Annotated in this window: 19 protein-coding genes; 3 read left to right on the top strand and 16 right to left on the bottom strand. The window is 58.3% G+C overall.

Annotation, left to right across the window (positions count from 1 at the left end; genetic code table 11):
* Nucleotides 1-28 precede the first annotated feature (28 nt).
* From L6D64_RS03340 to L6D64_RS03325, 4 genes are read right to left on the bottom strand one after another with little or no spacing between them, the layout of a single operon-like run.
* A complete protein-coding gene (locus L6D64_RS03340) occupies nt 29-1,186 on the bottom strand; it encodes a glutathionylspermidine synthase family protein (protein WP_176506178.1) in 1,158 nt (385 codons plus the stop codon).
* Nucleotides 1,187-1,188: 2 nt separating this feature from the next.
* Nucleotides 1,189-1,920, bottom strand: a complete 732-nt coding sequence (locus L6D64_RS03335; RefSeq protein ID WP_176506177.1) for a DUF1190 domain-containing protein — start codon at nt 1,918-1,920, stop codon at nt 1,189-1,191.
* A gap of 16 nt (nt 1,921-1,936) precedes the next feature.
* Entirely contained in the window at nt 1,937-2,362 is a 426-nt protein-coding gene (locus L6D64_RS03330) for a DUF350 domain-containing protein (RefSeq protein ID WP_054883523.1), read from the bottom strand.
* Between the two features lie 12 nt (nt 2,363-2,374).
* Nucleotides 2,375-2,974, bottom strand: coding sequence for a DUF2491 family protein (locus L6D64_RS03325; RefSeq protein ID WP_176506176.1), 600 nt, complete (start codon nt 2,972-2,974; stop codon nt 2,375-2,377).
* 357 nt (nt 2,975-3,331) lie between these two features.
* On the opposite strand from L6D64_RS03325, the gene L6D64_RS03320 reads away from it, so the two are divergent.
* Entirely contained in the window at nt 3,332-5,086 is a 1,755-nt protein-coding gene (locus L6D64_RS03320) for a phosphoethanolamine transferase CptA (RefSeq protein WP_176506175.1), read from the top strand.
* A gap of 68 nt (nt 5,087-5,154) precedes the next feature.
* Here the strand turns inward: L6D64_RS03320 and L6D64_RS03315 are convergent, their stop codons facing one another.
* Nucleotides 5,155-5,814: a hypothetical protein gene (locus tag L6D64_RS03315; protein ID WP_176506174.1), complete on the bottom strand. Its 660-nt coding sequence runs from the start codon at nt 5,812-5,814 to the stop codon at nt 5,155-5,157.
* A 1,547-nt stretch (nt 5,815-7,361) separates the two neighbouring features.
* On the opposite strand from L6D64_RS03315, the gene L6D64_RS03310 reads away from it, so the two are divergent.
* Nucleotides 7,362-8,471 (top strand): two-component system sensor histidine kinase NtrB, encoded by a 1,110-nt coding sequence (locus tag L6D64_RS03310; RefSeq protein WP_176506197.1) that lies wholly within the window; start codon nt 7,362-7,364, stop codon nt 8,469-8,471.
* Between the two features lie 158 nt (nt 8,472-8,629).
* Here L6D64_RS03310 and L6D64_RS03305 read toward each other — a convergent pair whose 3' ends face one another.
* The 5 genes from L6D64_RS03305 to L6D64_RS03285 all read right to left on the bottom strand — a co-directional run bounded on the left by L6D64_RS03305 (nt 8,630) and on the right by L6D64_RS03285 (nt 12,853).
* Nucleotides 8,630-9,088, bottom strand: coding sequence for a GNAT family N-acetyltransferase (locus L6D64_RS03305; RefSeq protein ID WP_176506173.1), 459 nt, complete (start codon nt 9,086-9,088; stop codon nt 8,630-8,632).
* A gap of 502 nt (nt 9,089-9,590) precedes the next feature.
* The gene (locus tag L6D64_RS03300; protein WP_176506172.1) at nt 9,591-10,025 is read right to left on the bottom strand and encodes a hypothetical protein; all 435 of its coding nucleotides are present in this window, start codon (nt 10,023-10,025) and stop codon (nt 9,591-9,593) included.
* 884 nt (nt 10,026-10,909) lie between these two features.
* Nucleotides 10,910-12,031: a site-specific integrase gene (locus L6D64_RS03295; RefSeq protein WP_176506171.1), complete on the bottom strand. Its 1,122-nt coding sequence runs from the start codon at nt 12,029-12,031 to the stop codon at nt 10,910-10,912.
* 342 nt (nt 12,032-12,373) lie between these two features.
* Complete coding sequence (locus L6D64_RS03290; RefSeq protein WP_236192329.1) at nt 12,374-12,607, bottom strand: hypothetical protein; 234 nt, start codon at nt 12,605-12,607, stop codon at nt 12,374-12,376.
* A 102-nt stretch (nt 12,608-12,709) separates the two neighbouring features.
* A complete protein-coding gene (locus L6D64_RS03285) occupies nt 12,710-12,853 on the bottom strand; it encodes a hypothetical protein (RefSeq protein ID WP_158238184.1) in 144 nt (47 codons plus the stop codon).
* A 51-nt stretch (nt 12,854-12,904) separates the two neighbouring features.
* Between L6D64_RS03285 and L6D64_RS03280 the strand changes: the two genes are divergently transcribed.
* Entirely contained in the window at nt 12,905-14,092 is a 1,188-nt protein-coding gene (locus tag L6D64_RS03280) for a hypothetical protein (RefSeq protein ID WP_176506170.1), read from the top strand.
* Between the two features lie 61 nt (nt 14,093-14,153).
* Here L6D64_RS03280 and L6D64_RS03275 read toward each other — a convergent pair whose 3' ends face one another.
* From L6D64_RS03275 to L6D64_RS03250, 6 genes are all read right to left on the bottom strand, one after another.
* Nucleotides 14,154-16,604: a hypothetical protein gene (locus L6D64_RS03275; protein ID WP_176506169.1), complete on the bottom strand. Its 2,451-nt coding sequence runs from the start codon at nt 16,602-16,604 to the stop codon at nt 14,154-14,156.
* 66 nt (nt 16,605-16,670) lie between these two features.
* A complete protein-coding gene (locus L6D64_RS03270; RefSeq protein ID WP_176506168.1) occupies nt 16,671-19,226 on the bottom strand; it encodes a hypothetical protein in 2,556 nt (851 codons plus the stop codon).
* Nucleotides 19,226-21,193 (bottom strand): hypothetical protein, encoded by a 1,968-nt coding sequence (locus L6D64_RS03265; RefSeq protein ID WP_176506167.1) that lies wholly within the window; start codon nt 21,191-21,193, stop codon nt 19,226-19,228. Before L6D64_RS03265 ends, L6D64_RS03270 begins: the two co-directional genes overlap by 1 nt.
* A complete protein-coding gene (locus L6D64_RS03260) occupies nt 21,190-23,229 on the bottom strand; it encodes a hypothetical protein (protein WP_176506166.1) in 2,040 nt (679 codons plus the stop codon). Before L6D64_RS03260 ends, L6D64_RS03265 begins: the two co-directional genes overlap by 4 nt.
* A 2-nt stretch (nt 23,230-23,231) precedes the next feature.
* Nucleotides 23,232-23,693: a hypothetical protein gene (locus L6D64_RS03255; protein ID WP_176506165.1), complete on the bottom strand. Its 462-nt coding sequence runs from the start codon at nt 23,691-23,693 to the stop codon at nt 23,232-23,234.
* On the bottom strand, nt 23,693-24,136 hold the full coding sequence (locus L6D64_RS03250; protein ID WP_236192328.1) for a hypothetical protein: 444 nt from the start codon (nt 24,134-24,136) through the stop codon (nt 23,693-23,695). The genes L6D64_RS03255 and L6D64_RS03250 overlap by 1 nt, the downstream gene beginning before the upstream one ends.
* Nucleotide 24,137: the final 1 nt, after the last annotated feature.

Here is a 24,137-nt window from a genome sequence, read left to right as displayed (position 1 = left end):
AGGATTCTTGCAGGTGTTTGCTGGCCTCTCAGCCAAGCACCACATGAGGCAAGAACCGTGAACTGTCCTTGGTAATCAACGAATCATCCTCGCGGATGCCGATCCCCGAAGCCCTGCCCCCAACCACCCAGGACCCGATCAGGGTATAGCTGTCGCCAAACTTCGGCAGCGGCGCAAAACCCTGCAGGATGTAAGGCGCATCATCATATGGCCCGTCTTCGAAAACCCGCTCCCCCTCGGCAGTGCGGATATCCACGTTGGCCCCTTCCCGCGAGAAATACGGCTTGCGGACCCAGCCCTTGGGCACCGGCAAGTGCGGGCTGTGATCGACAAACGCCGGGAGCAGGTTCGGATGGCCTTCATGCCATTGCCAAAGCAACGGCAGAATGCCTTTGTTGGAAATCAACGCCTTCCAGGGCGGCTCGACGAACTGCGTGTCGCACCCGGCAATCGCCTGGCCGAAGTCCTCGTGGAACATGTGCTCCCAGGCATGCAGCTTGAACAGCCGTGCAATCGCCCGCCCCTGCAGGTCGACGAAACGGCCCTCGCCGTCCAGGCCGATGTCTTCCAGGTCGATATGCCGGGTACGGATGCCTGCATGCTCGGCCATCTTGCGCAGGAAGTCGGTGGTACCACGGTCCTCCAGCGAACCGGAGATGGTCGAAAAATAAAAATCTCCCTGCCCAGGCATCGCTGCAAATGCCTGGACCAAGTCTTCGGCCAGGGTATTGAACTGGCTCGCCTCTGCGGGCAGAACACCCCGCTGAATCTGCTCCTCCAGCCAGATCAACTGGAACGCTGCGGCTTCGTACAGCGAGGTGGGCGTGTCGTAATTGGCCTCGATCAACTTCGCCGGGCCTTTGCCGTCGTAGCTGAAGTCGAAGCGCCCGTAGAGGTGCGCCTGCCCCTCCAGCCATGAGCGGCGTACCAGGTCGAAGAAGGCTGGCGGGATCGCCAGGCGCGCCATCAGCGCTTCGCTTTCGACGATACGCCCTACCGCGTCCAGGCACATCGCGTGCAGTTCTGCGGTCGGGGCGTGCAGGTCATGCATCACCTGGGCCTCACTGAACTGGTAGTACCCACGTTCATCCCAGTAGCGCTCACCGTCGATCGTGTGAAAGGCAAAGCCCTCGCGCAGGGCTGTCGTGCGCCAGTCGGGACGCTCCGCCAGTTCGACCTTGCGCATGCCTAGCCCCCGAAGAAACTGCCGGATCTGCCGCCCCAACCACTGCGTGCAGTGGCCTGGCTGCCAAAGCCACCACGCGTGACCGAGGCGGAAGTCGCCGAACGCGACTCGTTGCGGCTTGAGCCGCCGTAGCCGCCACCCCCTCCGCCACTCGATGAGCTGTTGCTCTCTTCGTCCTGCTTCACCCGCTGAATACCGCCACCCGTGGCACCGTAACGCTGGCCAAGCAAGCCGTGCCGCTGGCCTGTACCGTCGCGGTAGGCATACAACGGTTGCGCGTTGTAGTGACGGCCGGCGCTGTTGCCCATCTGCGCAAGCAGCATGCCAGCCACTGCGGCGGTGGCCACATGGCCATAGCCACCGCCCTGGGCATAGCCCGCATCGAGCTGAGACTGCGTCACCTCAGCGCTGGTCTGCAGTTCGAAGCCACTCATGCGCGGCATGTAGCGCCCACCAACGGTGATCTGGCAACCGTCCGGGGTGAACTGCGCCTCGCACTCCGCTTTGGTGAAAAATGTCGGTGCATTGCGCTGGTAATCCGCCAGCGCCCGCTTGAAGGCGTCGTTGCAGGCGGGTTCTGGCACCTGGTCGGCGACGCAGGCGGCAACGCTGTCGTAATTGCTTTGCTGGGTGACCGTGTACAGCTCTTCCTGCGGGCCGCAAGCGGTCAGCGCCAGTGGCAGCGAACCGGCCAGCACCAGCTTGACGGAGCTGCGTCGAACAGGGGGCTTCATGGGGGCTCCTTGCATGTCAGGCCGCCGGCGTCATGCAGGCCGAGTTGAGGAAGCCCACGCTGATTGCCACGCTGGCCGCGTATATGGCCGCAGCCAGTTCACCCTTGGCGATGCGCCTGGACAGGTCGCGCAGTACCAGGCTGGTGAGGCCGAAGGCGAGCAACTGCACCACGGCTGCGATCACCACCCAGGCGACGAAATCAAGAATGCTCACGCTGTAGGCGATGATGTTGCTGGCTGGCAGCGAGAAACCGATCAGCGAGCCCCCGAGGGCGATGGCCGCCGCCGGATTGTTTTCGCGGATCAGCGAGAACTCGCGGTGGGGCGTAATGCGCGTGTAGATGAACTGGAACAGCCAGAACAGCAGCAGTGCCACGCTGATATAGAGGATGAAACCGGTCACCGCCGAAGCATTGAGTGACAGGCGAAGCGCGTCGAGCATGGTGAATCCTTGTCAGGTTACGTTGAAGTCCGTGGGGAACAGGGTGACACCCAGCGAGGTGGTGAAGGTGAGCGCACCGTGCTCCTCTTCTTCGAGGGAAAACAGCAGAAATTCGCGACGGTCGAGCAGGCCCGTGTCGCGGGCATAAAGCATCGACAGGTGCTGGACGCCATAGCGCGCTTGCGGGCTGACCACCTGCTCATGGAACGGGACCAGTTCAGCCTGCCCTTGAGCCTGGCCCCATTGGCGGGAGTAGAGGCAGCCTTCGTGCGTGTAGATCGGCAGGCCGACCTTGGACAGGCAGCCAACCAGCGCCTGCCGGTGCGCATCGTCGCGCACGGCAATGGCGCTGTGGTAGCCGAACAGCACGGTATCGCCCGGCTGGCTGCCGTGCATCAGCACTTGCAGCCAGTAATCTTCGTCGTCCAGGTAATAACGCAAAAGGCGTACGGACTGGCCAAGGTCGACCTCGCCGCAGGCCCACACCGTTTCCGGGCCGGGGAGCTGAAGTTCAGAGTAACCGTCGAGCAACGGCTCGAGCGTTGGAGCAGGCGTGAAAGTACTGCCCAAACGCAGGTCGAAAGGCGGGCTGGCCCGATTGAGAAGCGACATCAATTACTCCCTGGGGTCGCGGCGTTCCTTGCTGGGGGCGACACCTTAACGGGTTTCAACACCTGGGCCAATACTGACGGTGTGAGCATTCTTTTCGCTGGAAATGTGATGTTACTGCTGGCCTCAGCGCCGGCTTGCCGGCAATGCCCCAGCGTGCTGCGCAGCCCAAGCGACAACGCCCTGAGCCTTGCACAGCGATTCGGACCATTCAAGATCCCGGTGGGCGTGGGTCTTGGGCAATGATTCGTTAAGACTTTTTCCATACTCCGTTAACGTAATTTTCACGATCGGCCCTCTAGCGTCTCTGCCTTCCCGGCAGCCCCCTTTTCTGGCTGCCGCCATGGTTACGAGGCACACGTGGCAAACACCGCATCCCCATCCACGCCCAAGCGCGTGGACTGGGCCGGCCTGGGCTGGCTCCTGCTGTTCTTCTGGTATTTCTCCGGCGTCACCCAGGCGTTGCTGCTGTTCAGCGGTACCACCGGTTTCGCTGGTTTCCGCGATGCCCTGTTCCTCAGCACCCTGTGGTTCGTCCCGGTGCTGCTGCTGCCACGCCTCACCCGCCCCCTCGCCGCCGTGATCGGCGTGGTGTTGTGGGCCGCCTCGCTGGTGGGTTTGAGCTACTTCGGCATCTACCACCAGGAATTCTCGCAAAGCGTCATCTTCGTGATGTTCGAGTCGAACACCGCCGAAGCAGGCGAATACTTCAGCCAGTACTTCAGCATTGGCCTGATGCTCGGCCTGCTGGCCTACACTGTGGGCGCCGTGCTGCTGTGGACCCGCGTGCGCCCGGTCACCCTGCGCCTGCGCAGCCGCATCCCGGTGGTGGTGCTGTTGCTGGTCGCCAACCTGGTGCTGCCGTTCTACAAGCAGATGGTCACCCAGGAACGCAATTTCGCCGACGCCGTGGAGAAAGTGCAGCAACGCATGGAGCCTGCCGTGCCCTGGCAGCTGGTGGTCGGTTACCGCCAGTACCTGCAGCAGCTGAACAACATGCAGAAACTGCTGGCCCAGAACGCCGCCCTGCCGCCCCTGCAGAACCTGCAGGACAGCAGCGGCGACGCCCCGCGCACCCTGGTGCTGGTACTTGGCGAGTCGACCACCCGCGAGCACATGCACCTGTACGGCTACAACCGCGATACCACCCCCAACCTGGATGCCCTGGCCGCCGACAAGAGCCTGACCGTATTCCGCAACGTGGTGACCCCGCGCCCCTACACCATCGAGGTGATGCAGCAAATCCTCACCTTTGGTGACGAGGAACACCCGGACCGCTTCCTCACCGACCCGTCGCTGATCAACCTGATGAAACAGGCAGGCTACAAGACCTTCTGGATCACCAACCAGCAGACCATGACCAAGCGCAACACCATGCTCACCACGTTCTCGCAACAGACGGACGAGCAGGTGTACCTGAACAACCAGCGCAACCAGAACGCCAGCCAGTACGACGAAGTGGTGCTGCCACCGTTCGATAAGGCCCTGAAAGACCCGGCGCCGAAGAAGTTCATCATCGTCCACCTGCTGGGCACGCACATGGATTACCGCTACCGGTACCCGGATGCCTACCAGCACTTCACCGATCGCAAAGGTGCGCCGGCTGCACTGACCGATGACCAGGTGGAAACCTACAACTTCTATGACAATGCCGTGCGCTACAACGATTTCGTAGTGTCGAGCCTGATCAAGCAGTATTCGGCAACCACGCCCAACGGCTTCTTGCTGTACCTGTCCGACCACGGCGAAGACGTCTACAGCTCCGGCAACCACGACCGCCTGGGCCGCAACGAAGGCGCGCCGACCCGGCCGATGTACACCGTGCCGTTCCTGCTGTGGACCTCACCGAGCTGGCAGGCCGAGCACCCGCGTGACCTGGAGTCGATGGCCAACCGCGCCTACAGCAGCTCGCACCTGATTCATACGCTGTCGGACCTGGCAGGGTTGAGCTACGACCGGTACGAGCCGGCCAAGAGCCTGGTGAGCACGCAGTTCACGCCAATGCCGCGCTGGATTGGCGACCCGTACCGCAAGGATGGGTTGCATGAGTTCGACCAGCTGCCGCAGGACACGGCGGAGCAGGCTCAACAGACTGCGGCCAATTCCCCGCAGTAACGAGCGGACGGGTATCCCCCGTTCTGAAGGCCGATGGCGAGGCCTCAGATCACGCCATCGGCCTTTCCTCAGAACGACTCAACGGGCTTGTTGGCCTCAGCCAGAACCTTATTCGCCTCTAACCGAGGAAACGTAAACCGAATAACCATCCCCGCCTCCGCACCTTGCCCCGCCATCACCAACTCGGCGGACCGGATATTTTCCGGCGCGGCAGCCAACGCACTCACCGCACTGGTTTGCCCTTCAGGGCTCAGCCCTTCGAGAAAGGTGTATGTCAGCCTCCCAGATGCCAGAGCGACCTGCTCAAAATTGGAAATCTTCGTCGTCAGTTCTTGTTTGCTTCTCGACTTTCTCGCGGTATCAAACACATCCAGGATCGATTTTTCATCGTTCATGGAAACCAGCGTGAATGAGTTGGAAAGCCCTGCGATAGCTTTGACATACGCGTTCTGATCAAACGGGCTGATCAATGAAACCATCATCAGCTTGTCACCGGAGAAGATCAGCGCGACGGTGAATTTCTCTTCCAGGAAATCGACATCGTCGATACACCTTGCGGTCCCACCGACGTCTTCGGAGCAGTCGTAGTAACCGGCAGCTTCTGTGAATTTTGCGAGCGGGGTTTGGTAGACGTAGTTCTTGAACAGCTTTTCTTCGGCGCAAGCCCCTTGGGCGGAGGCAAGCAAGGCGCCGGCAACAAGAATGGATGACGCGACTTTCTTCAGCATGGGGTTCCTTCCTTACTCTGACTGATAGCCCGATGCTATCAGCCCGTTTCATGGCTGTCTTGCGTAATCCCACCTTGGATTGGCTTGTCCCGGCGGATATCACTGAGCCCAAACGGTCATTCCTGATAAACTCCCCCACCTCCCAGCCACACCGACTCTCTAGCCACAATGTCCCCAATCTCTACCACACCCGCCCCACTTTCCCGGCGTTTTTCCGTTGCGCCGATGATGGATTAGGCGTAGTTTCTACGCAGCCCTCTAATGTCTTGGCTTACGCAGCACATACTTAACGCTTGTACCATTTTTTACCACCCACCCCTTTTCCATCTGCATGAGCTCAAGCACCAGACACTAGCTACTTGAGAATCAGTAGCTTTCACGTCCCCCAACGCATAGAGACCGTTTGGCACGCGTAACCTACTCCAAAGCCAAACCAACCTAGCCCCCGCTGCCTAAGCAACCTAAATTAACTATATGGTTTAACCTTAAAGAAGGGTATATCTCCTACTCTACGCTCTGCATGCATCTGCCGTATGTATCCTAATCCCGCCCCATTGTAATAAGCGGAGCTTTTGATTCCGCGGAGCAAGAAACTTGGCCACGATGAAGGAGAATTTGAAATAGTTTTGGCATGCATAAGGCCATCTTCCGCCTTTGCAAATTCCGACTTAGAAACAATTCGATATCGCTTGCACTCTTCATCACCTTCGCCTTCGAATATGGCAAAATTCACCACATGCCCTTCGGCAGGCCTACGATGTATAAACATATCAACAAACCGGTGTAGGTAGTTTGCCAAATCCTCATTTCCCACAAAAAGATTCGCCCGACAATTCATTAACTGGAACTCATTAAGGCTTTCTACATCCGACGATTTGCGCACCGCAAGCCATCCACCCTCGGCCGGAATGTTGTAAACAGCTGAGTCATAACCAATACAGTATATTTTTGGCGACAACGGTAGCAATATTATAGGCCCGGCGTCTTTTAAGCCGAGCGCCGAGCCTTTTGTTCGTCAATTGTGGACCGCGCTGATCTTAGTCGCTGAATAAGTTTCTACAACGATCAAATACAGTTGATCAGCAAGATGTCGTAATCGTTCTATCTCTTCACTAGGTGCCATTCCTAACCTGGCATCGCTATGAGCCCTGATCGCCTCTAAAGCATCGCGCAGACTTGGCTGCGGAGATGCTGTTACGCAGTTGAAATTCTTCCTCATATGAGCTCCGTCGTCAGATCAAGCCATCCGAGAACGATTTGCAGTTCCTCACCACCCTTTGGTCGGAAGGAACTTGAGCTGGGAGCAGTTTGCTCCCAGGCTAAAAACCACTGCTAAAAAATAGGTGATGGAAACTTATGCAGGAAATTTATTTTGTACAAGATTGAAGATGACCTGAACAATGCAAGAGAGCAAATCGAACCGATGGCCACTTAGCTTGTCAGTTATCCGCTCTAGCGTCAGCATCGGGTGCTGGCTACCTGTAAAGAGCCTACGGGATCTCGCATGAGGCTGTATGAATTCTAAAGTTGAAACTCAACGAACATCCATGCCAGCAAGCCGCTATGAACAGCTTGTGCAATCGGTTGTGGATTACGCCATCTACATGCTCGACCCCACCGGTCATATTGTGTCTTGGAACGCCGGGGCAGAGAGGATCAAAGGTTATCGTGCAACTGAAGTCATTGGTCAGCATTTCTCAATTTTCTTTACGCCGCAGGACCGAGCCCAGGGACTGCCTGAGCAGTTGGTGAACAGAGCCTTGGAGCATGGCGTGGCGCAGGATGAGGGATGGCGGTTACGGAAGGATGGTACGCAATTTTGGGCGTTGGCAGCCTTGGATGCTATACGCGACGAAGATGGCCAGATCGTTGGCCTGGCTAAGGTGACGCGGGACATTACCGATCGTCGAGAGTCTGCGCTGCAGCTCGATGCGGTCCGAGCGCAGCTTTTTCATGCTCAAAAGCTGGAAGCGCTTGGCCAGCTCACAGGGGGACTGGCCCATGACTTTAACAACATACTCTCCATCATCATAAACTCGGCGAGCCTAGCAATGGCCAGCCAAGACCCGGAACGAATAAAGCGAATGCTCGGGCTGATTCTCGATGCGGGAGAGCGAGGCACGGAACTGACACATCGACTTCTGAGCTTCGCCCGCAATCGGCAGTTGAATGCTTCACCCCAAGATCCAGCTCGGCTTCTAAAGTCCACGGTCGGTCTAGTGCGGCATGCCTTACCCTCCAACATCGTTCTTGAAGAACATTGCGAGCGGGATCTCCCCTGGGTTGAAGCGGATGCCTCCCAGCTGCAAATGGTGCTTCTTAATCTAGTCTTTAACGCACGTGACGCTATCCAAGGAAGTGGCCGGATATGCATAACGGTGAAAGCGATTGAAACAGATGATGGAGTGGAGGAACTGCACGGCCAATTCGTATGTTTTGAGGTGGAAGATACGGGGATGGGCATTGACCCAGAGTACTTGCCTAGAATCTTCGAGCCTTTTTTCACCACCAAACCCTTCGGCAAAGGTACTGGTCTTGGTCTTAGCCAGGCTTACGGATTCGCCAAGCAGAGCGGAGGTACTATTCGAGTTTATAGCAACCTTGGCAGTGGAACACGTATGAAACTGTACATTCCGGCTATTCGGCGCAGCGTGTAGTCGTGGCGGGGGTATACCATATATCTGGTAGCCGCCTCACATCTGAAGCTGCCTGGGTCATGTCACGCCTCGCCAGCTATTGGCTTAAAGTCGCCATTCATTATAATGGAGTCAAATCTAACGCACCTCACCAAGAGTGGCAACTTTCGTTAGCCAAATTAATCATTTAACTTAATTTCAAGAATATCATCTCCAAATTCATCCCTCTCCCCTGTTGGGCTCCATCCCAGATTTCGATAAAAACCATATGACCTAACATTCGGATCGCTGGAACAAGCCAAGAATAGGCGATTAAAGCCTTGATTTTTTAGTTGGTCAACCATCATCGCGAGTAGCGTTTTACCAATTCCCCGTGCTTCATATGAAGGCAGCAGGGCGAGAACAACTATCTCTCCTGTATTCCGATCTCCAAAGCAGTAGCCGATCATCCGCCCGTCATCACACGCTACGAAACCAGGACAATCGCCGTCTCGGATACCCGCACTCCAAGACTCGGCAGTAATGCCCAGTGCATGCAACTCTTCTGAAGAAAAGGAATTTTCTCGAGTCAAACCTCGGATTTTGATACATAGGGAGGCGTCATCCGGATTGGCTGGACGATAGGTCAGGTTAGCCATGAAGATACCACTGTGTTGATGGAGATATTATTTAACGGATGGAAATTTCCATAGTGGGTTCATCCACTGCTATTCGCACAATCGCCTACCCCTCTCTTAAAGTCAAACGACTCGATGTTTAAAAATGTAATCCCACTCCGTCACTACTGGCAGCTTCCGACCCATAGCAGACGCTGAAAAATAACTGGTTTCGTGAGCGCGACGCGTACTCTGTGGGAGCGGGCGTGCCCGCGAACACCGGCGCAGCCGGTGCCAGAGTCCGCGTTGGATTCTTCGCGGGCGCGCCCGCTCCCACAAAGATTACTGTCCGGCTCACCGGCAGCTACGGGTCGATAGCAGCCATCCGTGAACAGCGTTCGCTCCAGATCAGCCATTCGTGAAGGCAGTTAACCGCCCAAAATGAAGACACTCACTGGTGGCTTATCCGCCGCTGTAAGCCCTAGTATCGCCTGTCACTTGTCTGAGCCATTTGCATGTAGCGAATGACCGCACTGCAAACGCCTCAGCGGGAGAACTCTGCCAATAACGCCTTGACTTCCGCAGACCCCATCGCACTCAAAGCCAGCGCGGCAACCTCGCGCATCGGCTGCCAATGGCACCGTTGAAAGATCGATCGATCATGGCAAGGCAGGTCGGTGTCTGCCATCGATGAGTAGAGCGCCCATACGCTCTTCAATGGCACCGCAATCGAATCAGGCAAGGCATTGCCAACGTCCTGAAGCGCGTCCTGCACATGACGCATCCTTGTATTCCACACCTCACAAGCCAGGCAGCCTGGAAGCGCATGCTCCTGCTGGGCCGCGGTCATGGCAACGAACTCAAGTGCCGGAACCAGACGCGCTATCGCGTCAATTGACTCAAGTTCATCTGCGCCATACCAATGGCCAATCAGCTCGGCAAAATCAGACATCTCTTGACCTTTCAGGTTGAGGTGCATGGGCCAATCACCTGCCGACCTCTCAGGTAATGCTGCCCAGAACTCCAGTGCATCCCGCAGCGCGAGTAATTGCCATTACACCTGATGGTGCCAGATGCTGCCGGTCTATGAGTCGATGCCACCGATACTGGACGAACGATGATCGAATCACAAGGATGTGCAGCATTTTCCGCCCTGCAATGCCAGCCTGTCGACCCCTCTGACGCAGAGATGATCTGCGCGCATCGCCAGGACATGTTTCATGAGGCGGGTGAGTCATCAATTCGCTTGTTGGTGACAGCTTGTGGCAAATGTAAGCTCAGCGTCTGCTTTGGGTCGCTTGCGGTCATTCGCGAGCGACCGTTCTCGACCCGAAGCAGACGTTAAGGTGAGCTTCTGAGAATAGTCTTTAAGATGAGTAGGGAGCAAAAGTAAGCACTCTTGCTATTTGAGCATCCGCCAAGAGCGCATCTATCTGATCTTGTGGATGCGGCGATAGCTCTGGGTACTCTTCTGCGAGGTATTCGATGACCGTATCTTCTTTCCACGGGCCAAGCGAAGTCATGTAATCAGGGTACCGATTTTGGATTTCTCCCCATGTTCGGAAAGGGTGTTTGGAGACCAACATGGCTGTTCGAGTGTAGATAATATAAATGTGCACCGATCTATTTCCATATGTGACGTTGGAACACTGTTAGGCCAGTGTAATCCTTTGAGTTTGCCTTCCTGTCAGCATCTTCTGCCTAAAAAGTGATGGGCGGTGTGTCCGTTCCTGGCCGTTTGCTGCCTTCCACGAACGGCTGCTATGGATCGAAAGCAGCCGTTCGCGACTGACGGCAATCGACCCAATGCCGATGCCTACCATGAGTAAGCGCTGATAGGGGATAGCATCGTTACCCACCCGCCTACTCAACCCGGGCGCCGAGTTTAACCGGTGCCTGAATGATCTGGTCCAGCCACTTCCAGCCTTTATACCCATCCCCTCGCCCACGCAAATGGGTATACCGCCGCAGCGAGTTCCAATCACGGTGACCAGATACGCTTGAGACCCTCGGTATGTCCCAATCCATTTCAAACAACCGACTCACCCCTTCGTGACGCAAGTCGTGGAAGTGCAGATCCTCTATCCCTTTCATCTTGCATGCCTTCGACCAGGCTGTGCCGATTGAATCCGTGTTGTACGGGAATATCTCGCGACACGCTCTGGGCATGCTCTGCACGATGATCCACGCTTCATCCGGCAAGTAACACCAGACATCGTTGCCGATCTTCTGGCCAGGGTTTTTCATGTCCCGCACCTTCACTGCCTGCCGGTGCTCATCCAGATCTTCCCAACGTATGCGTGTGATCTCGTCCATTCGGCGGGTCGAAAAAATCGCGAATGCTACTACCTTGGGCATGTGGATGACGCTCGGACGCCGCTGCAGCGCCTCGAAGAAGTGCCCCATCACCTTATCGATCTCATCCAGCGTAGGACGCCGATCCCGCTCTCGGCTCTTCAGCTTGTAGCCGAACTTCTTCAGTACCAGACGCGCATCTGGCATTGCTTGCGCGTCAATCTCATACCCCCACGCGGCCCTGGCCAGGGACAGCACCGACCCCAGGTGCGCCAGGTCATTGCCGGCCGTCTGCGGTTTAATGCCTCCACCTTCAGGACTCATGCGCCACAGCGCATAGTCCACCAGCACCTGCTGGGTGAGGTCAGAATCCACCTTCTCCCCCAGGTAGCTGTTCTTGATGGCATTCAACGTGCGGCGCTTCGTCTCGCCCAACGGCCGGGCTTTCTCGGCCTCGACAAGGTAGCGGTCGATCATCTGCTTGACCGTGTGCCCTACCCGGCTGGCCCGCTCGATTGCACCAGGTTCCGCCAACTCGGTTTCCCGTCGCTTCGCCCAGGCCACCGCCGCCTGTTTGCGGGCGAACGTCTGGCTCTCTTGGTAGACTGTCACCTTATCGCGGTTGATGCGGATCTGAGCTGTGTAGCTGATGAAGCCGTCGGCCTTCTTGCGGGGTCTGATCGTTGCCATGAGAATTGGTACACGTCCTGATTCGATTGGTACATTGCACCAAGCGCTTGGTAAAAACGCCCCAAAACCCCCGAAAATCGGTACGAAACACGTTGAACGAAATCACTGCAAAATCAGGCGCTAAGCCAGATGCCACGCGCCCTGAGCCGTCCAGACGCTTCAGCGTTGCTCCCATGATGGATCGTGTCGATTAATCGAATCGGCCCAGTATTTACGGGGCCTGTAGGCATGCTGTGTTTTTGCTGTAGCAAAAATTAAGCAAGGGGGACGGGATAGCCACATAAGTGGCTATTTTTTCGACAGGAAAAAGGCAGCACTCCGGTATGGCACTGCCGGTGTTTCTCATGGCTGGGCGCCGAGCTCGGCCAGCCGTGCCTCTGCTGAACTCGCGATCATGATGTAAAGCCTCTCGATCGCAGCGGCTGGAATCGCTTTCAACACCTCCAGCGCCTCTACCAGGCTATCGGCCCGCGCCTGAGCAATCAGGCAATTGACCGCGGTGTCACTCACCTCGATATCCGCCACCCGCTTGCGCAGCAGGCCGTGGATTTCTGACGGCATGATGATCCCCGGCAAGAACTCTCCAGGTTTGGCTCTTCCGTTAGTACTGTCCACAGGTATCGCTCCCTGCGTTGAATGGCCGGTATAGGTCGGGTCGAACGTGAACAGGCCGATATGCTAGGCCTTTTCGTGCTCCATCAGCCCCCAGGCTCGGGCGGGGTCGGACAGATCCAGCATATCAGACAGCTGCAGGTCGTCGACCTGATTCGGGCCGTGGCATTCGAAAGCCATGCCAGCGAACGGCTGGTCGAGTACAATCACCGGTTAGATAGGCCTTCCCGCCAGATAAGATCAGAAGGACATGAGAATTAAATGACACGAAACATATTTCAAACTCTGGTGTTAATAATTTTTCCTGGCTATTTTCTTTATCACGGACTCAGATCGTTTATCGATATACCCTATATTGGATGGTATACGGTATCTCTAATACTAGCAGTTGTTTTTGTTCAGGCATCCAATGCCTACAGGGCAGTAACCAAACCAGTACACACAGATCTATCATCATTTATAATTTCTTCAATGTTCTGGCTTCTGGTGCTCTTGATGTCAGGAACCGTTGCCGTAAACCACGCTCTTATTAGCAATAGCTACATTACAAGCTCAGGACTGGTATGGAGCGTATCTATTATCATATGGATGATAGGATTCTACGGGCTCGGTCAACGATTTGAAGTTAGAGGCTCAAGATATGGCGGAATTCTATTTTTCGCACTAACAATAGCCTATGCCACTTTGGCCTATCTACTTTACTCCCCGGATAGCGGAACGACTGAATTCACTTCAAGCGACGAAGACTTGTCAAATCTTGCAAATTACCAAGGCGCAGCAAGATCTGTACTATATACAGGACTAATATTCATTCCATTTATTTATTCAAAAATACTGAAGTCTATTTATTTTCTTTCGTACCGCGCAATTCTTTACTTCATAGGCTCAAGATCAGATCTGTATCTGATAATAGCAGTCTTGCCATTTTTCGTAATAATTACCTACGGAATTTATTCTGTATTTGCGATTTCTTTTGCGGTGCTGCTGTGCGTCTCTTTTGCACTAATTGGGGGCTTTGAGCTAGGATCTAGATATAGTGCAGATATATCCTCTGATCCATCTCTATTAGAAAGACACTCTCTAATGGTTGCTGGATGGGAAGGTATATCCAACAATCCAATTGTAGGTGACTACCTTGGCCAGGTTCGTGACTTTGGTGACGTTGGCTACTACATTCATAATGCTCTATCTATGTGGCAAGCATTCGGAATTATCCCTTTCATAATTTACTGCTCCCTAATAACCATATCGGCAATTGTATCAATTCTTATAATAGCAAAAAACAGGAAAAGCGGTTTTGCCGAATCACTATTCTACATATCAATAACGAGCGTTATAGCGGTATCTGCAACAAAGTCGATAACTTGGGCGCTTCCTGCTTTGGCGTGGGGAATGCTACACAGATACTATCATCAAGCACGCTTAGCAAAATCTGTATCTCATCAATAAAATTACGATATAAAACAAGCCCGCCGTACGCGGGCTTGTTTTTATAACTTTGCTACTACGATCATGCCTCAGTAACTTCAACTGTCGCAGACCAGTTGTACGCTACGGAGCCGCCGGAGTTGACGAGCAGAATCATGTCAGCCCCAGATGGCTGCAGGACCAAACCACCGCCGAATCCAGCACTTGCTGCGTTGGCGATGGTAGTCACAGCCCCTTGCAGAGTTGCCACGCCTGCATTCAGATAGGCGCAGGCAAAAAGCTCTACGCTTCTGCGTTCGGTACCCGCGGCATTGCCTCCTGTTACTTTGGCCTTGATCATTACGGTCTTGCCAGCAGTCAGGGATCGCTGCCAAAGAACTACATTGGATGCCGAGGTGCTTGTAGCCTTGGTTCGCATAGGGCTTGAGCTCGTCACGTTCGCCAATCCGGTGAAATCACCATTTGTGCCCGACAGGTTACTCTCTTGCGGCCATTCTACGATTTTCCCTATGGCCCGAACGGCAGTGTCACGAGCGCCAGCGATATTGACGCTCCCGCGAACTCTGATAGTGCCACCGAGAGTTGAGTTGAAAATACCCCAGTCCATCCTGGTGGTGGCATCGCTGATCGCGGGATCTTGGATGATCATGTGACCGCTTGCGGTCTGATGAAGGATGGCTGCCTTGCCCGCCCCATTGTTCTGGTTGCACTCGCGAAGAGTGGGTCTAATGCGAACTCCGCTCGCGTTGGTGGCCGTCATTACGATGCCTTCATCGCCAACCGTTTGAGCAATCACATCAATATCAAGATCCTTGGCGCCATCGCCTTGGATGAGCACGGCGTTCGAAGTGACGTTCGTGGCAACAAGGTCACACTTGAGGTCGCGGATTGTTCCGTTGATCGCCAGCCCTACCGCACATCCGTCAACCGTTCCGCTGAGTAGCGGGCCGTTCACGCTACCAGAGCCGACACAGTTCATTTCGAACAGGTTGCTGCCGATACCGTTTGCAGTTATGCCCAGAGCGCTGAGCGATCTGATTGCAGCGTTGGAATCACCGCTTTGGAACTTCACGCCAGCGAGTCCGGTATTTGTGATGACAGCTCCATCAACGTTGAGTGCGCCGCCCTGCATGTAGAAGGCGTGCTGACCGGGAATGTCGTGGATGATCGCATTTTGGATGCTGTGAGCACGGCTGATTACCGAAGCGGCCGAGTACAGCTCGCTGAGTACTCCTTGAGCAACGCCGCTGATGTTTGCGCCTGGTACACGGAGGTTGTCGCAGATGCCGTAATCCGGTTGCGAATCTCGGATGTATAGGCCTGCCTGGAAATTCCCGAGCAATGGGATTGAATGTCCGTAGAGATGAGTGCCTTCGATTGTAGGGTGATCGATTAGGATGTTCTCTCCCCCGAAGATCGCGATGCCGGCAGATGCGCAGTTGCGGACGTGAGGCCGTATGGCACCACTGTTAGTGCACCCCCAAAGCTGAATGGCTCGGTCGTCGTGGCCTCCCATCCCGGTCCAGGTGTTGGACCAGGCCCCTTCACCAAGGATCATTGCGCCGTTCATCATCAACCACACATTGTCCTTAAGGATCGCCTTGAACGTGGTGGTGTTGGGCAGGATCTGCTGAATGCGAACCGATGGATCAGTGGCGATGCTGTTGTGCGCATTCATCAAGATCTCGCCAACTACTCGATATGGCGATGCCATTGGCGGGAAGTACACGCATGCCCAGGCGTTGAGAGCAGCTTGAATGGCTGGGCGCCAGTCCCATGTAGTTGGGCTACCACCTGGGGTGTAGCCGCCACAAAGGTGGGCATACTCCCACACGTTGCAGGGCATGCCAGAGATCACGTCCGAGATGGTTACGATGGCTTTGTCCAGGGTACGGCGCTTGTAGCCAACGCCCATGCCGCCAAGACTTGCATCACTCGGCGAAGACAGATCCTGTACGACGTGCGGCACGCCATCAGGGAATTGGTAGAACACATTGGCCGAGTTGTTGATAGGACCTTGAATTCCCCCGACAACATCTCCTACATACTGCTGCATCCAAAGCTTGTTGACTGCGTCCTGGTTATCGGTAGGGTCTGCCAGGTTCTTGATCTGGCGGCCCTCCGCATCGTAGTAGTTCTTTCCGATCGGACGCTTGAGCGCGCGCGAAATGCCAGCGAACCCTTGCTGTATGAGCATGGTCAGGCGATCGAAAACCGTTTCGTGCGTTTCAGCCAGGAACTTGCCTTGGTTGCGCAAGTCGGTTGGCTGAACCGGGTCCATGACGCGAGAAATGGTGAGCGATGCGCCGACAACACCAAGAAATCCGGCGGCATAGGCGGATGTCAGCGTGCCGCCATTCTGGGAACCTGCACCGGACAACATGTATTGCGCCCCCGTCAGGGTTTCCGAAGTCCCGTCCTGTTTGACCAGGACAGCCTCAATGTCTGTGTCCTGCAGGAACCGATACGGGATCGGGAACGCCGGGCCGCCAGATACGTACTCAACAACGCTATCAGTGGTCGATACGGTCAATTTTCAATGCTCCAGAAATGCGAAAGCCCCGCTTTTGCGGGGCTCTCTCTGGGGGTAGGCTTTTTGTCAGTATCCGGTGGCGGCACCGATGTCGAGGGCCCTGGCTGGACCTGCCTCACCAGGCTCCCACCAGTAGCTTTGGCCGAACTCACGTTGCGCCCGGCGCTGCATGCGGTTGAGGTAGCCAGGCGAGAAGTACTCTTGCAGCTGGTGGAAGATCATGTGGTCAGTCGCGGCCTTGGTGTACCAGAGGTTTGCCCCTGGGATGTGACCTTTGACGAGCTGAAGTAGGCGCGCACCGACCACATCGGCGTTACGCTCACCCAGGGCGGCATCGGCCGTGACACCGCGCAGGTTAAGCAGCGTTTCTACGTCGCCGGCCAGCGGTCCGCCGAACGCAGCCAATGCCGAGGTTCCGCCTTGCGTGGTGTTGGAAAACAGGAAGTCGCCGTACAACGACAGCGCGCCACCCTTGAGCATTGAGGCCAGGCCGAAGCGCAGACCAGGCACACCGCCGAGCTCGTCATCCAGCATGTTCTTGGGGTCACGGCCCGATGCGATCTCGTTTACTTGGGTAGCAATGGCGCCAAGCACGGTTGCTGTGGCGAACAGTGCCGCGCCGTATGCGGCCTTTCCCCATCCAGTTTCCTGAGCCATGGCCCTGCGCCAGTGCTTCATGATCATCGACACAGGGAACGACTTGAACTGCCAAAAGCTCCGCATGATCTCGCCGCTCCAAGTACCGCGCTGGTTGTTGCCGTGCATGAATGCGCGTTCGCGGGCGCCAGGCGCCGGGATCGCCATGTTGGTTTCATCCAGCACCATGCCCAGCAGCCGAGTGGCGGCCTGCTCCCGCAGTCGCGTCGGGGAAACACCGACTTGCTTGGCAAGCGGCGTAAGGGCCGCATCCGAAATCCGGTATATGCTTCCTGGGGTCAGCACTTGGTCACCGGCACCTCTCCAATCCTCTGGCTGTGCCAGGCGCCATACCGACCAATCCTGATCGGTGATACCGCGCTGCTGCATCAGCCGGCGGTCGCCCTCTTCCAGTGCCGCCAAGGAATCGTATTTACGGGTGAGGTCGCCCGTGACGTCCATCATCGTGGCGCCGAAAGCTCGGCGGTTGCCGGCATCGATGGCATTCATTCCAGATAGCTGCATGACCTTGGTGGCTGCCGCCTGCGACCACTTGGCGGCACGACCAGCAATCTCGGCATCGGTGCCAAGCCCATCCTCACCCCAGCGCGCCAGGCTACCGATCAGCTGGTCGATGCCAAGGCCCGCGCGCATTGCCAGGCGGCGGTGGCTTGCGTCGGCTGGGTTCAACATGCGCAGCTCATTGCTCAGCACCTGCATGACCGGCATACCGTTCATCTTGGCCACCAGCGCCAGCGTGCCCTGGTCGCTCAAACCGGTGATGACCGCCGAACCCAACTTGCCGGCCACGTTGGTGGCGCGGTAGGTGTCGAAGGCGTTGGCCAGCGCGGCCGATGCCGGTGGCTCGCGGGTACCGGCCACCTCGGTATACAACTGCTCCAGGCGCTTCACGCGCTTATCGATCTTGGCCTTTGCCTCGGGCTTGGCCTGGGTCATCTGCTTGGCGGCCGTCTCGGTGTGGTACCGCATGGCGTGGTTGGGGTTTGGCCCCATCGCCTCGATCAGCGCGATGTCGCGGGCGGCTCGGTCGATGTGCCCGAACATCAGGTCCATCAGGCCTTTGTCACCGTACTTGGCCTGGGCCGCAAGGTAGGCATCGGCATCGCGGTAATGGATCTGGCGCGACTCGCTGCCGCGATTGGCGCGGGCGCCGTTGCCCATGGCCCGGCCAGGCTCCAGCTTGTTCACGCCACCGGTGGCCACCGTCTCCCAGGCGTTGGTGAAGAAGTCAGCCAGCTCGGCGTCGTTCATCCGGGTGCCATCGGCCTTGAAGTACTTGGATCGGTTCGCCCACTGTACATGGTCGGCAATCCACTGGTCTTTGGCCCTGGCCACCTTCAATTGGCTGTGGCTACGCGGAATCGCCCAGTCATCGAGATAACCCACATCGCCGCCGGCTCGGTTGAAGCGCTCACGCAGGCGGTTGGCAACATCGGCGAATTGCTTGGCACCGACCTTCGCCTCTGGCACGCCGCTGTCCTGGCCGTGCAGTTCCTGCACCAAGGCACGGGCCTTGGCCTCGTCAGCGAAGAGACCGAGGAACTTGCCACGCGTCATGTCGATGGCCTCGAGCATGGATGACATGGCTTCATCCCGGATCGCGCGACTGGACGACTCGATCGACATGATGCCGGGATAGTCCGAGGCGAAGGCCAGCAGGCGGTCCAGGCCCTTGAGGGGATCGTCGGGGAACTGAGCCATGACGTTCTGTACGCGGTCATGCGCGAGGATGGTCAGGGCAACCCGCTGCTTCTTCTTGGCGGCCTCGGCCTGCAGCTCCTTGGCAGCAGCATTGGCGGCTTCGGTCAGCCGATCTGCCGAGGTCTTCATCTGCCAGGCCTGCGGGTCTGACTGGGCCAGCTGACGCATGTTGCGGCTGATGCGCCCCTCAATGTCCTTGATTTGTTCCTGGGTGAGTGCACGGCCGATGGCCTGCTGAACCGCCTGGATACATTGCTGTTTCATCAGTTACCGAACCTCAGCGCGCACAGGGCGGCAGCAAGGAAGCCTTTGGAATCGTTTGCAGCCTGGGCGATCTCGGCGTCAGCCTCGGCCAGGAGTTCACGGGCGGAGACGGTCACCGGCGTGCCGTCCTCGTTGATGGCGCCGGTAGGCACCTGCAGGTCACGCTCGCCCGCGGCTACTGCATCGAGCAGCGCCGGCAATGCTGGGTCGATTCCGTCAATGGGAGTCGAACCGGGGAGGCCTGTGACGCTCTCCGCTGTCGGTGTTGCGCTTTCTGCGCCAGGTGTTTCGGCTTGGGCCGAAACTGTTTCAGGTGCTGCGGGAGCGGAACCACTGATTTCAGCCTGCTGATTGGCCTGCGGCGCCCGTGGTTGCTGGCTTTCACCTGTGGGAGCGGAGTCGCTTGCGGGTGTGCGCGGCTCGACTGACGGCGCTGGCTCTTCGATCAGCTGGCCGCTCTCGCGCAGCATGCGCTGGATGTCCTCGGCTGCCAGTCGGTTCAGGGCCATGCCGTGATCAGGTGCCACGCTGCTGGCCAAGGCCGATCGTTTGAAGGCGCTGCCGATCTGCTCGGCGCGTTGATCCACCTGCTTTTGTAGGCGCGCTGGGGTTTCGCCGCGATCCATCGCCGCCAACTCGCCCCGGGCGCGCTCGGCAGCCCTATTGCCTTCCAGCTGCTGATTCAACTCATCGATGCGAACCCGGGTAGCCACACGCTGCTCGTCGATGGCCTGTCGCTGCTGAGCGATGCTGTCGCGGGCCGCGCGTTCGGCCTGCTTGCGGGTCATGCGCTGCTGCTGGAACTCCTTGGCAGCCTGCCGATAGGTGTTGCCAGCGGCTTCGTGCGCCTGGTCCAGTTCGCCAAGACTGCGGCGCAGACCAGTCACTTCGGCCCGAATGTCGCGAACGTTGGGCAGGCCTGCTGCCGCCACCGGCTCAAGCTCTGCCCGGGCAGTGGCGAACACCTCTTGCTGCGCCTGATCGCGCACCACCGCTTCCTCGGGGCCGACACGGTTGGAGCGGATGAAAGCGGTATCGTCCATGAGGCCGGTGACGTTGACTGGTTCGCCACGGCTCATCTGCTCGAGCGCGAGGTCCAGGGCATTCTGGTGTGCAGCGCTCGACCGGGCGTTGACCGGCGCACCAGGTGCCGTGCCGTGCTGGGCGTGCAGCCCATTGTTGCCAGCCAGCGCCGCGTCGACGGTTTCAGGTGATGCAGCGGGAGCACCCGACATGGCCCGGCCAAGTCCCCAGAAAGCGCCACCGAGCAGGCCGTCGATGGCCATGGCCTGAGCATCCAGCGCCCGATACTGCTGGGCCTGCTGGGTGTAGCCGTTGCTTTCCAGCACCTGGCCAACACCACCGCGCGCTACAGCACCGAGCGCAACGTTGGCGCCGGCAGTTGCGGCAAGGTCCGCAACAGGCTGGGCCAGCAGGCGGGCCGCCGGCAGGAATGCACCGGCAGCCAGGGTGCCGCCCTCGATCGCGCCTGCAAGCGCCGCGGTCTTGGGGTCTACACCCTCCCCGCGCAGTTCGCTGAAACGTTGCTCGCCCATGGACAGGCCGACCCCGCCGGCGGCAACCGGAAGGCCGCCAGAAGCAGCGCCGAACGCGAAGCGGGTACCGACATCGCCAAGGCCGAACAGGATCTGCGCGGCTGTGCCGTTGGTTTCGGCGTCAGGGCGCAGGCGCTCGGTCACCGCCAGGCGCTGCTGGCCGATGGCTGCGCGCCGGGCAATCTCTTCTTCATCGGTTGGCACTTCGAACAGGATGGCCTGGTCCGGGTCGTTTCCGTATTGGGCCGCCTGCAGCGCCAGCTGGGTGGCGCCCTGGGCGATACCGCTGAACAGCGCTGTGCCAGAGCCATCCCAGAAATTGGGCTCTGGCGGGGTCAACGCCGGGTTGGCCAAGGCATCCTGCTCGAGCGCCTGCTGATCGTTGAAGGCCAGGTCAGTGATAAAGCTCACTGGTCACCCCCGTTCACGTTGATCATGAGCGGCTTGCCATCGGCGCCGTACTTGTACTGGTTGCCCTGCATCACGTAATACACGCCGTCCCGGGCTTGGCGCAGGGTCAGTGCGCTGGCCGTGGCCAGGTCCTGTTCACTCATGCCCTGGGCTTTCATGGTTTCCACCAGGCGCTGCTGGGCGACCTGCTCGAACGTATCGCCCGGCATGCCCCATGGCGCGAGCGTTGACGAGCCGTTGAAGTCGACGACATCACCCACGGTGGCCTTGATGGCTTTCTTCATGAGCGCGTTATTGACCTCGCCCGACACATCGCCGGCCTCGGCCGCAGCGCCGGTGTAGTAGGACTTCACAGCCTGGGCCGCCAGCGAATACGACTGAGGCTGACCGGCGAACACCGTTCCGAGCTGCTTGCCCAGGGCTAGGTCAAAGTCGGTTTGCTTGGGGATCGGGAACCTGCCGCCGCCGTCCTGCCCCTTCTGGGCCTTGGACTTGTTCAGGATCGACTCGCCCAAAGCCATGGTCTTGGCAACATCGCCGCTTTGGACCACATCATCTGGGCGGAACCAGTGGGTGCCGGTGGTCAGCGACCGCTGCTTGCCCGCCAGCATGCCGGCCAGCGCGCGAACTGGCGAATCCGGGGCGATCTGCTGCATTGCCCCGGCATACGCCCGGTCATCGCCCATGGCGGCATGAAGCTTGCCGAACAGTTGGGACTGCTGGTCGGGGCTCATCTGATCGATCTGGGCGGAGAGTGCCTTGGCCTCCTGTGGCAGCAACGGTTTCAAGGCGACCGTGGGGCCGAACTTCTGGCGCATTCCCTGAAGCGCGGAGACACGGTCAGCCAGCACGGTCGGCAGGTTCTCCGAATTCAGGTCCAATGGCTCAATTCCGCCACCCAAGCGCTGCTGGAAGTAGTCGAGCGGCGCCTCGGCCATCATCTTGGCGTTCGTTTCAATCGCCCGGCCCAGCCTGGCAAGGTTGTTGGCCTGGGCAACGGTACCGCCATTGTTCTGCAGCTCGGCCTGCAGCTTGCCGTAGTAGGCGGCCTGTTGGTCAATAGGCTGGCGCAGCACCTGCTGGGTGGCCACCTCCTGCTTGCGCAGTTCGTTGAACTCGGCTGCGGCCGCTGTGCCCTGAACCTGTTTACCCCAGTTGTCCCACATATCGTCGGTAGCGGGGATGCCGCTGGCAATCTGAGCGCTGATCTTCCCAAGCGCCCGGTCGGCGCGGGCTTCGGCGCGCAGCTGCGCCATTTCCGCCTTCTGCTGCAGCCGTTCGACCTTGCCGTCGATCGAGCTGCCCACCTGAGTGAGGTCATCGGCAGTCAGGTACTGCTGGTACTGCTTGAGCGCAGCCTGGGCTTTATAGGGGTCCTGGGATGCCTGGCGCTTCAGGATGTCCGAATACATGCTGCTGGTGGCCTTGGTGCGGTTGGCTTCCAGCACCTCGGGGGCCCAGCCATTGCGCTGCGCCTGCAACTGCAGGATGCCGTCAATACGGGCATGACTGGACGCGATAGCGTCAGGGTCGTTGTAGTTCAGCGCAGCCGTATTCAGCGCGGTGGCAATGGCAGCCTTGTCGACCTGGTTCTTGTACTCCTGCTGCTCACCAAACTCATAGCTGCCCAGTTTCCCTTGCAGTTGGGCCCGGCGCTGAAGAGCAGCCTGCGTGAACATCTGCCGTTGCTGCTCGTTGGCCAAGCTGCTGGCGATGGCTTCGCGCTGCTGGTCGAACTGGGTCAACGTGTCATTGGTGACGTTCAGGGCGGCCTGTCCCTTCTTGGTGAAGGCGCCGGTCTCCGGGTTGAAGATGGCTTCGTTCTGCCACGTGCCGAGCTGGTTGTCCGCGTTGAGCACAGCAGTCTGGTTGGCCTCTCGCATTTCCCGCTGATGTACATCGGCCAGATCGCCGGCCAGGCTGGAAAGGCCACGAGCCAAGGCAGAAGCATCAACCGATGCCTGGGCCACGCGCGGTGCGGCGACGACTTCCGGCGCCACGCGGCGCATCTGGATCTGTGGGATTCGTGCGGCCATGCTCAACCCCTGCTGTACATGTTGTAGGCCTGACCGCCGCCGGTGAGCAGCGAGCTGAAGGCGTTGAGGCGGCGCGTGCGGAATTCGGCCTTGGCCTGCTTGATACCTTCGTTGCCCTGGGCGACCAAGCCCATGGCCTGGTTGAAGGCGTTGCGCCGCAGCTGATCGGCATCCTGCCGGGCGATATCCAAGGTGCCCTGCTCGATCCGGCCGGCAGAACCCTCGCCGACAGCAACGCCATTGGCAGCGAATCCGGTGCGCTGGCTGGCGGCCGTCTGCCGGCCCTGCTCATTGGCCAAGTCCGCGGCGAAGTCACCTTGGGTAATCACATCGCGCGCCTGATCATCCAGGTAGCGCTGCTGCCGCTTGGCGGCCTTTACCGCGTCTTTGCCCTGCTTGATCTGGGAATACGCATTGAGCAGGCCACCGCCCGCTGCTGCGCCAGCCCCTGCTGCTGCGCCCATTACAGCCCCCTCAATGTCATTGGATGGAACAGTTCGCCGTTGATCCCGTAGGGCACAGCGTCATGCATGTGGAACCCGAGCCAGCGCAGCCAGCGAAGGGCCTTCACGTAGCGGGCGTCGGTGTAATTGATCAACATCTGGTAGCGCTGGCGCATGGCGGCGACTTCGCGGTCGCACTCGATCAGGAATGCGCGGTGGTGCCGGTCGATCTCCGTGGTGCTGATCAGCCATGGCACACCGGTCTGCTCATCGAGCTTGATGTCGCCGAACATGGCGACCACCCGACCATTCACCACGTAGGCCAGGGGCCTAACGCTCCTTTCCACCGAATAGCGCAGCTCCTCCTCTACGGTCAGGCCACGGATGGCTTCGAACTCCAGCCGGTCGGCCATGCGAGCATTCGCCACCGTCATCGCGATCAGCCGGTCATCAACCGGCAGCATT

This window comes from Pseudomonas urethralis, from assembly GCF_021602465.1.
Taxonomy (GTDB): Bacteria; Pseudomonadota; Gammaproteobacteria; order Pseudomonadales; family Pseudomonadaceae; genus Aquipseudomonas; species Aquipseudomonas vlassakiae.
This window is presented reverse-complemented; position numbering and strand designations above follow the sequence as displayed.